The 13128-nt window shown below is 70.7% G+C and carries 12 protein-coding genes; 9 read left to right on the top strand and 3 right to left on the bottom strand.

The features are described 5' to 3' along the window. Positions 1-385: 385 nt before the first annotated feature. The 5 genes from OG310_RS14815 to OG310_RS14795 all read left to right on the top strand — a co-directional run bounded on the left by OG310_RS14815 (position 386) and on the right by OG310_RS14795 (position 5448). Complete coding sequence (locus OG310_RS14815) at positions 386-1846, top strand: WXG100-like domain-containing protein (protein WP_329456349.1); 1461 nt, start codon at positions 386-388, stop codon at positions 1844-1846. Further along, positions 1825-2325 carry a DUF6188 family protein gene (locus tag OG310_RS14810; RefSeq protein ID WP_329456348.1) on the top strand — a complete coding sequence of 167 codons (501 nt, stop codon included), beginning with the start codon at positions 1825-1827 and terminating at the stop codon, positions 2323-2325. The genes OG310_RS14815 and OG310_RS14810 overlap by 22 nt, the downstream gene beginning before the upstream one ends. A gap of 117 nt (positions 2326-2442) precedes the next feature. Further along, complete coding sequence (locus OG310_RS14805; RefSeq protein ID WP_329456347.1) at positions 2443-3111, top strand: GNAT family N-acetyltransferase; 669 nt, start codon at positions 2443-2445, stop codon at positions 3109-3111. Then, positions 3095-3916 (top strand): GNAT family N-acetyltransferase, encoded by an 822-nt coding sequence (locus OG310_RS14800; protein WP_329456346.1) that lies wholly within the window; start codon positions 3095-3097, stop codon positions 3914-3916. Before OG310_RS14805 ends, OG310_RS14800 begins: the two co-directional genes overlap by 17 nt. Before the next feature lie 332 nt (positions 3917-4248). Further along, on the top strand, positions 4249-5448 hold the full coding sequence (locus OG310_RS14795; protein WP_329456345.1) for a hypothetical protein: 1200 nt from the start codon (positions 4249-4251) through the stop codon (positions 5446-5448). A 37-nt stretch (positions 5449-5485) separates the two neighbouring features. On the opposite strand, the gene OG310_RS14790 is transcribed toward OG310_RS14795, so the two are convergent. Together OG310_RS14790 and OG310_RS14785 are read right to left on the bottom strand one after the other, a co-directional pair. Continuing rightward, complete coding sequence (locus OG310_RS14790) at positions 5486-5701, bottom strand: DUF397 domain-containing protein (protein ID WP_329456344.1); 216 nt, start codon at positions 5699-5701, stop codon at positions 5486-5488. Then, positions 5698-6528: a helix-turn-helix domain-containing protein gene (locus OG310_RS14785; RefSeq protein ID WP_329456343.1), complete on the bottom strand. Its 831-nt coding sequence runs from the start codon at positions 6526-6528 to the stop codon at positions 5698-5700. Before OG310_RS14785 ends, OG310_RS14790 begins: the two co-directional genes overlap by 4 nt. A gap of 152 nt (positions 6529-6680) precedes the next feature. On the opposite strand from OG310_RS14785, the gene OG310_RS14780 reads away from it, so the two are divergent. The 3 genes from OG310_RS14780 to OG310_RS14770 all read left to right on the top strand — a co-directional run bounded on the left by OG310_RS14780 (position 6681) and on the right by OG310_RS14770 (position 9270). Continuing rightward, positions 6681-6833 (top strand): hypothetical protein, encoded by a 153-nt coding sequence (locus OG310_RS14780; protein ID WP_329456342.1) that lies wholly within the window; start codon positions 6681-6683, stop codon positions 6831-6833. Between the two features lie 413 nt (positions 6834-7246). Next, positions 7247-8764, top strand: coding sequence for a WXG100-like domain-containing protein (locus tag OG310_RS14775; protein ID WP_329456341.1), 1518 nt, complete (start codon positions 7247-7249; stop codon positions 8762-8764). 23 nt (positions 8765-8787) lie between these two features. Next, positions 8788-9270, top strand: coding sequence for a SitI3 family protein (locus OG310_RS14770; RefSeq protein ID WP_329456340.1), 483 nt, complete (start codon positions 8788-8790; stop codon positions 9268-9270). Between the two features lie 122 nt (positions 9271-9392). On the opposite strand, the gene argS is transcribed toward OG310_RS14770, so the two are convergent. Further along, positions 9393-11195 carry an arginine--tRNA ligase gene (gene argS / locus OG310_RS14765; RefSeq protein WP_329460190.1) on the bottom strand — a complete coding sequence of 601 codons (1803 nt, stop codon included), beginning with the start codon at positions 11193-11195 and terminating at the stop codon, positions 9393-9395. A 155-nt stretch (positions 11196-11350) separates the two neighbouring features. Here argS and lysS point away from each other — a divergent pair, with 155 nt between their 5' ends. After that, positions 11351-13114 (top strand): lysine--tRNA ligase, encoded by a 1764-nt coding sequence (gene lysS / locus OG310_RS14760; RefSeq protein WP_329456339.1) that lies wholly within the window; start codon positions 11351-11353, stop codon positions 13112-13114. Positions 13115-13128: the final 14 nt, after the last annotated feature.

Below are 13128 nucleotides of genomic sequence, written 5' to 3'. Positions count from 1 at the left end.
CGTGCGGCCCGGCCCCACACCGGGACAACGGGCAACGCCGCATCCGGGACGCTGGAACGCTGGGATGGCCCCTGAGCTGCGGGAAACGTGATCGTCTGGAACGCGTCCTGGGACGGGTCGACGAGAGGAAACGCCGGTGGCGCCGCCAACGTGAGCTGATGCCCCACACCGGACCGGTCGGGCGGCGCCCGGCACGGCACGCTCCGGGCCGACCCACTGTCGGGCGCCCCGGGCGGGGCGCCCAGGGCCTGTGCGGCAACGCCCTTGCGCGCCACTGTGGTTGCCGTGACGATTTCCTGGTGCCGAAGATCCGGGGGACGAGGCCAGAGCGGGACGCGATACGTGGTGGCAGGGGCGCTGCCCGGGCCACCCCGGGTGATGTCCGGTGAGCAGACCGGCCGACGACGGGGGGCCGGCGCAGTCGATCGACCTCTATCCGGACGACCTGAACTTCGCCTCAGGGGAGTTCGCTTCGGGGCAGTCGCGTCTCGACTCGATCGCGAGCGCGCTCAACACCGCCCTCCAGGGCGCCGCGGGGATGGCGGGCAACGACGCGTACGGCCAGAAGTTCGGCGCGAAGTACGACCCGGCGGCAGGCGCCCTCTTCACCACGTTCTCCGCCGCCGTGCGTGCCATAGGCCAGGCGTCCGGCGCTCTGGTGACGACGGCGAACAACTACCTCAAGGCCGACCACCACTCCAACCCGAAGAAGGGCAAGGGGGCCCCGGTCCTCTACCCGGCGCCGACTGTCTTCACGGACATCATGTATCCGGACGCGGCCTCGGCGATCGGCGCGGGCAGTTCGTCCATGCCGTCGGTGCTGGCGAAGTACTGGCCCAACGGCCATCAGGACAAGCTCCGCGACGCGGCCACCGCCTACAGGACCGCATCCACCGGGCTCGACACGCTGGGCCACGACCTGCACGGACAGGTGCAGGCGTTGACCGACAACAACTCCGACGACTCCGTGCACGCGATGGCCGCGTTTTGGGCCAGGGTCTGGCAGGACGGCGGCGGTGCGAAGAGCGCACCCCTGTCGGCCGCCAAGGACGCGTGCGACAAACTCGCGGCTGCCTGTGACACGTTCGCCTCCGCGATCGACGAGGCCCACAGCAGCACGGAGCACAAGCTTGCCGGAGCGGGTATCGCGCTCGGCCTGACGACTGCCGTCGGCATCATCCTCACCCCCTTCACCGGCGGCGCCTCGGACGTGGGCGCTGCCGCGCTGGACGGTGCGGAGGCGGCGGGGATACTCGGTGGCGTCGAAGTCGCCCTGGACGCCGCCGTCACCGATATCAGCGTCGACATGATCGCGGACATCGAGACCTATCTTCAGGCCGCCGCCGAAGGCGTCCCGGAGATAGAGGCGGTCGACGCCGAGACGACCGAGGTCACTCAGGCCCTGGACCGCGAACTCGCCGAGACGGAGGCCCGCGAGCCGGCGGGGGTGGGGGGACGGGGCGGATCGGGCGGTGGGGGACGCGGTGGGGGTGGCGGCGGGGACGAACCGCCGACCGGCGGGGGAGACGAGGATCCGCCCCCTGACGAGCCCGCACCGGACGAGCAGGCGAGATTCTCCGAGGCGGCGGACAACACCCCCGAGCCGGTCCCCGAGGGCTGGGAACCGCGGACCGCGGACAACGGTAAGGGCGTCGTGTTTCAACGTCCGGGTGCGGAAGGAAATGCGGACATGATTAGAGTCATGGACCCGACCCCCCGGTATCCCGACGGGTATATTCGAGCGTACAACGACCTCGGTCAACCCGTGGACATAGCAGGAAAGCCGGGACCGAAGTCTGCCACACATATACCTGTCGGAACTTCATGGAGCTGGTGGCCGAAATGAGTGAAGCGGAATTGTTCGATGCCGGAGATTATTGGAGTCTCCCGGTTGAGGACTGCACCGTGGCGCGCGTCAGCTTCGATTGGGCGATCTCTTTGGTCATCGGCTCCCCCGATACGTCGTTCGAGGTGCGTATCGAAGAACACATCAGAATGGCGGCCATGGACGGAGCCGGCTTGACGATCGATCCGGAAGGAGATGCGCAGCAGCTCGCCCCCATTCTGTCATTGCTTCATCAGGAAGTTCGATACCTGCACGCCCTGAAAACCGGAGATTTGCAGATCTGTCTGGAAGGTGGAACCTCCCTCCACGTTTCCGCATCTGACGATTACGAACCCTGGGAGATCACCGGCCCGCAGGAAGTCCGCATTGTTTCCACCCCGGGCGGGAGCCTGGCAACCTGGGGCATCCCCCCTGCCCGGGCCGGGCACGAGGACAAGGGTCGCCAGGGGGATGGGCGGCCGGTGTCCGAATCCCCGTGACCGCGTTCGGCGGCGCCGTGGCACGATCGGGCGCGGTACGTGCGGTGTCGCGCACCTACCCGGGCCGCCGCCGGTACGCGCACGGGTCGCCCGGCCGTGAACGGACGAGGAGCCCGCGTGACCCGACCCGATCCCGATCCTTCCCGAGGCGCCGACTCCGGCCCGGGGCCCGGTTCCTCCACCGTCACCGGGCTGCCGGAACCGCCGTCCGCGCCTCTCCTTCCGCCGCTCCCGCCCCGCTTCCCCGGCCCGGACGAGCCGGTGCGGGTCGCCGGTGAGGGACTCGTCCTGCGGGAGTGGACCCGGGCGGACGTGCCGGCGATGACCGCGCTCTTCGACGATCCGGATGTGGCCCGTTTCACGCCGCTGGCCTCGCCGTTCGACGAGGCGGCGGCCCGCGCCTACCTGACCCGGGGGGAAGAGGCGCGGGCGGAGGGGCACAAGGTCCAGTGGGCGGTCACCACGGACGGGGACACCCCGCTCGGTGAGGTCCTGCTGTTCACGACGCCGGAGAACCGTTTCGACATCGAGGCGGGGTACGTGATCGGCCCGCGCCACCGGGGGCAGGGCCTCGCGGTGCGCGCGCTGCGGATCGTCACGGCGTACGCGTACGACACGCTGGGCGCGCGCCGCGTGCTGCTGCGCATCGTGGCGGAGAACGCGGCGAGTGCGGCGGTCGCCCGGTCGGCGGGCTTCGGCCGCGCGGACCTGCCACCGATCCGCTCGGGTGAGGCCCTGCTGGACACCTGGCAGCACGGCGGGGTGCCGGATGACGGACGAGCGTGATCTGAGCGAACGCGCCCAGGAGTTGTGGGCGGGGCTGGCCTCGGGAACGGCTTCCCCGGTTCCCGCCGGCTCCGTGCCGTCCCCGCACGCTGCCCGCGTACCGTCCCCGCCCGCCGCGTTCGGACCGGCGGGATCGGTACGGGTGGTGGTGGCGCCGTCCTCGCTGCTGTGCCCGCCCGGGTGGCTCGGCCTGGTGGTGATCGGCGGGGCGGGTCTGGTGACCGCACCGGACGGGGAGCGAGCTCGGGCCGTGCGCACGGCGGTCGCCGGTGGCCTCACGGCCGGGGGCCTCGCCGACGCGGAGACCGTACGGCGCGCCCTGCCGCTGCGGACGGGCGCGGTCCTCGGTCCTGCGGCGCTGGCGTACGTGTCGGAGGCGGCCTTCCGCCGTCCGGCCGGGGGAACGGTGGCTGCGACCGCGTGCGAGGAGGCCGAGGGCTTGCGGGAGTTGTGGTCCGCCTGCACCGAGGAGGAGATCGACGAGTCCGGGCTGCGGGAGATCACTTCGCCCGCCTTCGTCGTGCGGGAGGGTGGCGGCGCGGGGGACCGGATCGTGGCCGCCGCCGGGTACCGGCGCTGGCCGGGGGCCGCCGCGCATCTCTGCGTGCTGACCGCTCCGGCCGCCCGGGGTCGGGGCCTGGCCCGCGTCAGCGGCGCGGCGGCAGTGGCGCACGCCCTCGCGGCGGGGCTGCTCCCGCAGTGGCGGGCGCGGCCCGTGGCCTCCCGGCGGGTCGCTGCCGCCCTCGGCTTCCGCGAGCTCGGCACGCAGGTGAGCATCGAGGTGGCCGGGCCGCAGGGCGGCTGAGTACCGAGGTGGTCGGGGCGGCAGAGCGGGGCGCCGGCGAACGGTCCCGGGCCGGTCGCCTCGGCTTTCCGCTGTCTCAAGACCGCACGCCGTCCCGGGGCTTGAGCCCCGGGTTCCGGGCGCCGGGTCCCGAGCCCTCTTCAGTGGAGTGGGTGGGTTGGTGGAAACCACCCTTCCCCCCGACCCCCGCTGACGAGCGGGGATGGCTTTGCGTGACCGAGTTGCGGCGGAGCGTGTTGACCGTTTACCGTTCGCAGCATTAAGCAGCCCCGGCCGGTGCTACCAACACCGAACGGGGCCTGACCAGCACATCGACGAAACAGGAATCGATCGTGGCTTGCGACAAGTTTAGTGCTGTCCTGCCCGCGCGCGCACATCCCACGGCCAAGCCGGGATACGGCAAGCGCAGCGCCCCCGACCAACGCCCACGCGGCGACGCAGATTTCGCACACCTGCGCACGAGGGAAGCGGCCGTCGCCGCATACGTCGACCGGCTGCCCGAGGGCGCGGCCATCGGCTACAAGGCCCTTGCCGCGAACCTGGCCGACCACGGCCAGCAGGCCTGCGGAAAGGCGCTCAACTTCCTTTCCGAAGCGGGCCACTTGCGCCGGATCAAGGAGCATCTCCAGCTCGACGACAACACGTTCCGCTGGGTGACCCACACGTTCTTCTCGCGCACGCCGAGGGCGGACGACTGGTGGCGGGCCTTCGTCGAGAGCATGTGCGGGATCGACCTCACCGAGCGCGCCCGGCGGGCGCGGGAATCGGCGGCGCACGAAGCGCCCGGTGTCCGCGAGGCAGAGCCGGGAGATTCCGGTGTGCAACCGCCGGCCGCAGCAGCGGCGTTGGCCCGAGCGGCCGAGCCGGCCCCGGCAGCTCCATGGGACGTCGCAGCAGAGCCGGACCCGGCGGCCCCGTGGGACGCGCCGGTCGAGCAGGCCCCGGCCGCAGCGCCCGCCCCGTGGCCCGCGCCGACCGCGTCCTCTGCGGCCCCCGCCCCCATCCCCTCCGACGCCTACCGGGCGCTCCAGCGGCTCGGCCGGGCGGAGCCCCGCATGACGCTGTCCGCCGCCGAGTGCGCGGCCCTGGAGCCCCTGGCCGCACGGTGGTTCGAGCGCGGCGCCACTCCGGAACACCTCACGCGTTCACTGACCGAGGGTCTGCCGCACCCGCTGCACAGCCCCGCTGCGATCGCCCGTACCCGACTGGAGAAGAAGATGCCGCCCGAGCCCGTCGAAGAACGCGCCTACGTGAGGCGCGTGATGATGGTCTGTGTCACCTGCGACGTACCTGACAACGTCAGTCCGCTGATCAACGGCGTCTGCGTCGAGTGCCGTGAGGAGATGACCGCCTACGACGCGGCCGAGGAGGCGGGCGTGGTCATCGACCGCGTACCCGACACGTTCCGCCGCGTCCCCGCGCAGGTGGACGTGGCACGCCGGGCCGACGAACTGCGTGCGGCAGCGGGAATGAAGGCCCGCCCGCACGCGCAGCCGACCCAGGGATCGCTCGCGCGGGGCGAGACACGCTGAGCCGGGGGCTCACGTCTTGAGGGGCGCGCCGCACGCGTCAGGAAGAGGACAAGGGGCCCTGCCGGACTGCCCCGACGAACGCGGAGAAGGCGCTCGGGCGGAAGACGAGCACCGGGCCGGCCGGGTCCTTGGAATCACGCACGGGGACGACGCCGGGGACGTGGTCGGCGACCTGGACGCACTCTCCGCCGTTGCTGCCGCTGTACGTTGACGCCCGCCATGCCGCGTCCGGTATCCGGGCCGATGTGGTCACGAGAAGCAATCCTTAAGGATCGAGTCGATCAGCGGGGCGGACTCGTCGGGCGGTAGGGCAACTGCCGTGAGCAGATCATAGGCAGTTGTCGCCGCTGCCACATCCTCCGCTTCCGCGAGAACGTAGCCCTTGGGGAAACCGTCCACGTGGACGACGTCCCGGCCATCGCTGAAGGACAGGAGTCCGAACGGCGCACCCGATCCGGGGTAGGCCGCGATCCTGCTCGGAATGATCTGGACGACGTGGGGTGGCGAGTCCGCCAGGGCCCGGAGGCGTTCGAGTTGCTTCCGCATGACGGACGCGCCGCCGACGGCCCTTCTGAGGACCCCCTCGTCCAGGACGAGCCACAGGCGCGGCGGGGTGTCCCGGGTCAGGATGCGTTGTCGTTCCATGCGGGCGGTGACCAGGTCGTCGAGCCCGGTGGGACGGCCGGTCCGCAGGATCTCGTGGGCGTACTCCTGCGTCTGTACCAGACCGGGCAGGAGCAGCGGGTGGAACATGCGGATGGCGGTGGCCGACCATTCGAGCTCCACGTACCGCCGGAACCACGGCGGGAACGCGTACCGCAGGGCCAGCGGCCACAGCCGTACGAAACGGCCGCCCGCGTGCGGGAACACCCGGTCGCAGGTCTCCGCGAAGTCCAGGGAGGGCACCCGCTCGCCGGACTCGATCTTCGCGATGAGGGAGTAGCCGCAGCAGGCCTCCTTGCCCAGTTCCGCACGTGACATGCCCAGACGCTCGCGCTCCAGGCGCACTTCGGCGCCGAAGTGGGTGAGCGGTGACGCGGTCGCGGCCACGGTTTCCGCGTTCTCGTCCTCGACGCTCATGCGAATCCTCCGGCCGGTCCGCTGGACAGATGGGCGTGTCCAAGCCGCCTGTCTGGTGAGCACGAGCGGCTCCGCCGATTCTAGATGCACGGACAGTGAGGGCGGAGGGACGGAGAGGTAGCGGGCTCGTGTGTGAACGTGGATCGGGCGGGATGGAAGAGGACCGGGCGGCGGAGCGTCAGGTCGTCGTCCACGGCGGGGGGTTCTGGCGCCTGGTGCCGGGCCATGTCCCCCGCAGGTACGACCTGCCGACAAGACAGCTGATGGAGCGGGTACTTCACGGACTGGGACGGCTGCCGGAATGAAGGACACCGAGAAGGTGGGCGGGGAGGCTCCGGTCGCCTGGCACCTGGAGCCCGTCCCCACGGACGGTTGTGCCGTGTGCGTCGCGCTGGGGAGGCAACGTGAGGAGGCGCGAAGCGCTCGTACGCGGTGGTCTGTTGAGGACTGCAACGAGGAACTGCTGAACCACCGGAACGGGCAGGTCACGGGTCCGCCGGGGGAGCATTCCGGGCGAGACCGGCCCCGTCGCCGGGGAGGCGGCGGGCTTTGAGGTCAAACCGCGACTGAATTTCCTTGTCCTGCACGGTGGTTGTGGTGATCCTGGAGACCGTCGAACGAGACGGGGGCTCTCAGTGAGGTACGACGGACTCAGGACGGCACGTGGGACCAGCCACAGCCGGACGTCCATCGGGCACGGCCGTACGGGGAGTGGCCGGTGAGCCGCCCGGCGGACGATGGTGGTGGGGGCGGAAGCCAGTCGATCGATCTGTATCCGGATGATCTGAACGCGGTGGCGGGGAAGTTCGCCACGGGGCAGAACGATCTCGACACGGCGGCGAGTGCGCTGAACGCGGCGTTGCAGAGCGCGGCGGGTATGGCGGGCAACGACGATTACGGCCATAACTTCGCGCGGAAGTACGATCCGGCGGCCAAGGCGCTGTTCCACACGCTGTCCGCGGGTATCCGTGCGATCGGGCAGGCCTCGGAAGCGCTGGTGACGACGGCCAACAACTATCTCAAGGCCGATCACCACTCGAATGCCGCCAAGGGCAAGGGCGCGCCGAAGCTGTATCCGTGGCCGTTGGTGGTCACCGACATCATGTATCCGGACCCGGCGTCGGCGGTCGGGCCGGGGCATTCGTCGGTGCCCTCGGTCATCGCGAAGTACTGGCCGAACGGGCATCAGGACAAGCTCAGGGATGCTGCCACCGCCTATCGGACGGCGTCCACGGCGATCCAGGGGATCGGTCGGTCCCTGCACGGGCAGGTGCAGTCGCTGACGGACAACAACTCGGATGATTCCGTGCGTGCGATGGCCGGTTTCTGGGCCAAGATCTGGCAGGACGGCGGGAACACGGGGAAGGCGCCGCTGTCGGCGGCGCATGACGCGTGCGACAAGTTGGCGTCGGCGTGTGACAAGTTCGCGCATGCCATTGATGAGGCGCACAGCAGTACGGAGGAGAAGCTGGCCGGGGCGGGTATCGCGGTCGGTCTGACGACGGCGGTCGGCGTGCTCCTGACGGTGGTCACGGCTGGTGCTTCGGACGCGGGTGCGGCTGCCCTGGACGGGGCGGAGGCCGGTGCGATCCTCGGTGGTGTCGAGGCGACGGCGGAAGCGGCGATCGCGGAGATCGACACCGCTGTCATCGCGGATGTCGGCACGGAGTTGGAGGCGGCTGCCGAGGCCGTGCCCGAGATCGAAGCCGTCGACGCGGAGACCACCGAGGTCGACGAGGCACTCGACCGCGAGCTCACCGAGACCGAGACCCGCGAACCGGCGGAGGGCGGAGCCGACGGGGACACCACCCAGCCGTCGAACGAACCCGACCCGGACGCGAAGCCCTCAGGCCGCCGCACGTCCACGAGCCCCAAGGACGACGCGGAGACCCTGCGGGCCCTGGGCAGGGAGAACGAGTCGGCGGACATCCTGTCGCGGGAGGGGTACGACGTCGAGCAGAACCCGGACGTGCCCGGGGCGAAGAACCCGGACTACCGCGTCGAGGGCGAGGTGTTCGACAACTACGCCCCGTCCGGCAGCAACGCACGTAACATCGCGCGAGAGATGGCCAAGAAGGTCGAGAAGGGACAGACGGACCGTATCGTCCTGAACCTGAAGGACAGTGCCGTCGACATGGCGAAGATGAGGAGCCAGCTGCAGGACTGGCCCATCGACGGGCTCAAGGAAGTCCTGGTGATCGACGGCGACGGAAACGTCGTGAACTTCTACCCGTAAGCAACCATCGCAGAGGAATGTCAGTGGCAATCTCCTACGACTTCGAGATCGCGGCGACGCTGCCGGCGCGCCAGGTCGCCGAAATCCTCGACCACGCCGCCCGGGAAGCCGGTCTCCTCGACGTGCCCGTCTCAGCGCAGGAATGGATGGAGAAGGGCGTCACGACGCATCGTGGCACCTTTGTCCAGGTGTTCGAGGAACACCCGCAACCGTGGCACCCCGTCATCACCGATCTCGGATTCACCCCGACCGTGTCGGTGTCGTTCCGCCTCGACAAGTTCACGGACGTACGGGCCCAGCAGGACGACATGATCCGGGCCGTGGACGCGCTCCTCGCCGCGATCCCGGGCGACGCGCTGCTGGAGTACCAGTCGGAGGTCATCTGGCTGCTGCGCCGTACCGGTGTTCTGGATCTGAGCGAGGACGACGAGCTGTGGCCCCAGGACCGGCTGGCCCTGGTGCGCCGGCCGTATCGCCGGGCGACGCACACCTTCAGCGAGGACTGACCCGGCCCGGGCGCCCGGCCTCGCTGTGCGGGGAGCGCCGGCGCGCGCCTGCCGCCCCGGCCCGGCCCCGGACCTGCGCCGACGGGCCCCCGGACCCGGCCGGGGCCGGGGGACCGGGCCGCTCAGAGCCGCTCGGGCGCCTTGATGCCCAGCAGGGACAGGCCCTGCTCCAGCGTGCGGGCCGTGACCGCGCACAGCAGCAGCCGGTTCTCGACCTGCTCGGGGCTTTCGGCCTTCAGCACCGGGCACTGGTCGTAGAACGTCGTGAACAGGGACGCCAGCTGGTAGAGGTACGAGGCCAGCTTGTGCGGCTCGTACCCCTCCGCGACCTCCGCGAGCGTCTCGCCGAAGCGGTCCACGTGCAGGCCGAGCGCGCGCTCCGCCGGGGCGAGCGTCAGCTCGGGGTGCGGCGCGGGGGAGGCGGTGCCGTCGGCCCTGCGCAGGATGGACCGGATGCGCGCGTACGCGTACTGGAGGTACACGGACGTGTCGCCGCTGAGCGAGACCATCTGGTCGAGGTCGAACTTGTAGTCCCGGACGGCGGACGTCGACAGGTCGGCGTACTTGACCGCGCCGATGCCGACGTACCGGCCGTTCTCCTCGATCTCCGGCTCGCCCAGTCCGGCCTTCTCGGCCTTCTCGCGGACGACGGCCGTGGCCCGGTCGACCGCCTCGTCCAGCAGGTCCACCAGCCGTACCGTCTCGCCCTCACGGGTCTTGAACGGCTTGCCGTCCTTGCCGAGGACCGTGCCGAAGGCGAGCTGGACGGCCTCGACCTCGTCGCCGAGCCAGCCGGCCCGGCGCGCGGTCTCGAAGACCATCTTGAAGTGCAGGGACTGCCGGGTGTCCACGACGTACAGCAGGGTGTCGGCGCCGAGGTTGCGCACCCGGTCGCGGATCGCGGACAGGTCGGTCGCCGCGTACCCGAAGCCGCCGTTGGACTTCTGGACGATCAGCGGGACCTGGTTGCCGTCCGGGCCCTTCACGTCGTCGAAGAACACGCACAGCGCGCCCTCGGAGCGCACGGCGACGCCGGTCTCCTCCAGGATCCGGCAGGTCTCCGCCAGCATGTCGTTGTATCCGGACTCGCCGACGATGTCGGCGTCGTGGATCTCCAGGTCGAGCTTGCCGAAGACGGAGTAGAAGTAGACCTTCGACTCGTCCACGAACCGCTGCCACAGCGCCGTCGTCTCCGCGTCGCCCGCCTGGAGCGCCACCACCCGGTCCCGGGCCCGCGCCTTGAACTCCTCATCGGAGTCGAACACGGCCCGCGAGGCCTTGTAGAGGCGGTTCAGGTTGGACATGGCGGCCTCGCCTGCCTCGTCCGAGGGGGCGGCCTCCACGGCTTCGGGGCCGGGAGCCGTTGCGCCCCGGTCCAGCTCGTGCGGGTGCTCGATCAGGTACTGGATGAGCATGCCGAACTGGGTGCCCCAGTCGCCGATGTGGTGGCGCCTGATCACCTTCTCGCCCATGAACTCCAGGATCTCCACCATGGCCGCGCCGATGACGGCGGACCGCAGGTGGCCGACGTGCATCTCCTTGGCCACGTTCGGCTGGGCGTAGTCGATCACCGTCGTCCCGGCGTGCTCCGCGAGCGGCACGCCGAGCCGCTCGTCCGCGAGGCGGGCCGCGAGGGTCTCGATGATCGCCCGGTCCGCGACGGTGATGTTGAGGAAGCCGGGTCCCGAGACCTCGACGTCCGCGATCACGCCGGGCGCGGTGAGCTCGCCGACGACCCGCGTCGCCAGCTCCCTGGGGTTGCCCTTGAGCTTCTTGGCGAGCGCCAGGATGCCGTTGGCCTGGAAGTCCGCCCGGTCGCTGCGTCGCAGCAGGACATCGGCCGCACCGGCTTCCGGCAGGGCGGCCGAGAGGGCGGAGGCGATGCGCTGGTCGACGGTCGAGGCGAGGGAAGGAACCGGGGCCATGGGCTGGCTGCCATTTCTGTTGGGTGTCGGCGCTGCCGTGTTGCAGGTCTTGATCTCCATTGTCCCATGGGGCGACAAGCCGTTTTCGCGCTGCCGTACGTACCTGGGACAATGGCGTACGCCGCTTCACCCGAGCGCCCAGCAGAAAGAAGGACGTGCCGACCGTGGCTCAGAGCACCGAGACCGACTGGGTCTCCCGTTTCGCCGACGACGTCATCGCCGAGTCGGAACGGCGTGCGCCGGGCAAACCGGTCGTCGTCGCGTCCGGGCTGTCCCCGTCCGGCCCCATCCACCTGGGCAATCTCCGCGAGGTCATGACCCCGCACCTGGTCGCGGACGAGATCCGCCGTCGCGGGTACGAGACGCGCCACCTGATCTCCTGGGACGACTACGACCGCTACCGCAAGGTGCCGAACGGCGTCCCCGGGGTCGACGCGTCCTGGGCCGAGCACATCGGCAAGCCGCTGACCGCGGTGCCCGCCCCGGCCGGGTCCCCGTACCCGAACTGGGCCGAGCACTTCAAGGCCGCGATGAGCGAGGCGCTGGCCGAGCTGGGCGTCGAGTACGACGGCATCAGCCAGACCGCGCAGTACACCTCGGGCACCTATCGCGAGCAGATCCTGCACGCGATGCGGCACCGGGGCGACATCGACGCGATCCTCGACCGCTACCGCACCAAGGACAAGGGCAAGCCGCAGGGCGGCGCGGGCGGCCAGGGCAAGCAGGGCCAGAAGCAGCAGAAGCCCGTCGATGCGGCCGAGGTCGAGGCCGCTGAGGGCTCCGGCGCGGCCGACGAGGACGACGGCGGCGGCTCCGGTGGCTACTACCCGTACAAGCCGTACTGCGGACAGTGCGGCACGGACCTGACCACCGTCACCGCGTACGACGACGCGACGACCGAGCTCACCTACACCTGCACGGGGTGCGGGTTCGGCGAGACGGTGCTGCTCAGCGAGTTCAACCGGGGCAAGCTGGTGTGGAAGGTCGACTGGCCGATGCGCTGGGCCTACGAAGGCGTGATCTTCGAGCCGTCCGGCGTCGACCACTCCTCGCCGGGCTCCTCGTACGTCGTGGGCGGCCAGATCGTCCGCGAGATCTTCGACGGCGTGCAGCCCATCGGCCCGATGTACGCCTTCGTCGGCATCTCCGGCATGGCCAAGATGTCCAGCAGCAAGGGCGGCGTGCCGACGCCCGCCGACGCGCTGAAGATCATGGAGGCGCCGCTGCTGCGCTGGCTGTACGCCCGCCGCCGGCCCAACCAGTCCTTCAAGATCGCCTTCGACCAGGAGATCCAGCGCCTCTACGACGAGTGGGACGCGCTCGCGCGGAAGGTCGCGGACGAGACGGCGCTGCCCGCCGACGTCGCCGCGCACTCCCGCGCCGTCCGCACGGCGGCCGGTGAACTGCCCAGTACTCCACGCCCGTTGCCCTACCGGACGCTGGCGTCCGTCGCGGACATCACGGCGGGCGCCGAGGAGCAGACGCTGCGCATCCTCAGCGAACTGGACCCGTCGCACCCGCTCACCTCGCTGGACGAGGCCCGGCCCCGGCTGGACCGCGCCGAGCAGTGGATCAGCAGCCAGGTCCCGGCCGAGGCGCGCACGGTCGTGCGCACAGAGCCCGACAAGGAACTGCTGGGTTCGCTGGACGAGGAGGCCCGCGCGTCGCTGCGGCTGCTAGCGGAGGGCCTGGACTCGCACTGGTCCCTCGACGGTCTGACCACCCTCGTGTACGGCGTGCCGAAGATGCTCGCGGGCCTGGAGCCGGACGCCAAGCCGACGCCCGAGCTCAAGGTCGCGCAGCGCTCGTTCTTCGCGCTGCTCTACCGCCTGCTGGTCAGCCGCGACACCGGCCCCCGGCTGCCGACGCTGCTGCTGGCCGTGGGCCAGGACCGGGTGCGGACGCTGCTGGGGGTCTGACCCCGCGGTGACCG

It is taken from the genome of Streptomyces sp. NBC_01497, from assembly GCF_036250695.1.
Classification (GTDB): Bacteria; Actinomycetota; Actinomycetes; order Streptomycetales; family Streptomycetaceae; genus Streptomyces.
The sequence above is the reverse complement of the archived record's forward strand: the minus strand, read 5'-3'. Positions and strand labels throughout refer to the sequence as shown.

Bases quoted from the DNA above. Each gene is read 5' to 3' on its own strand.
- OG310_RS14780 (WP_329456342.1), top strand. From the start codon at position 6,681: ATGGAAGAGGACCGGGCGGCGGAGCGTCAGGTCGTCGTCCACGGCGGG.
- OG310_RS14785 (WP_329456343.1), bottom strand. From the start codon at position 6,528: ATGAGCGTCGAGGACGAGAACGCGGAAACCGTGGCCGCGACCGCGTCA.
- OG310_RS14810 (WP_329456348.1), top strand. From the start codon at position 1,825: ATGGAGCTGGTGGCCGAAATGAGTGAAGCGGAATTGTTCGATGCCGGA.
- argS (WP_329460190.1), bottom strand. From the start codon at position 11,195: ATGGCCCCGGTTCCTTCCCTCGCCTCGACCGTCGACCAGCGCATCGCC.
- OG310_RS14800 (WP_329456346.1), top strand. From the start codon at position 3,095: ATGACGGACGAGCGTGATCTGAGCGAACGCGCCCAGGAGTTGTGGGCG.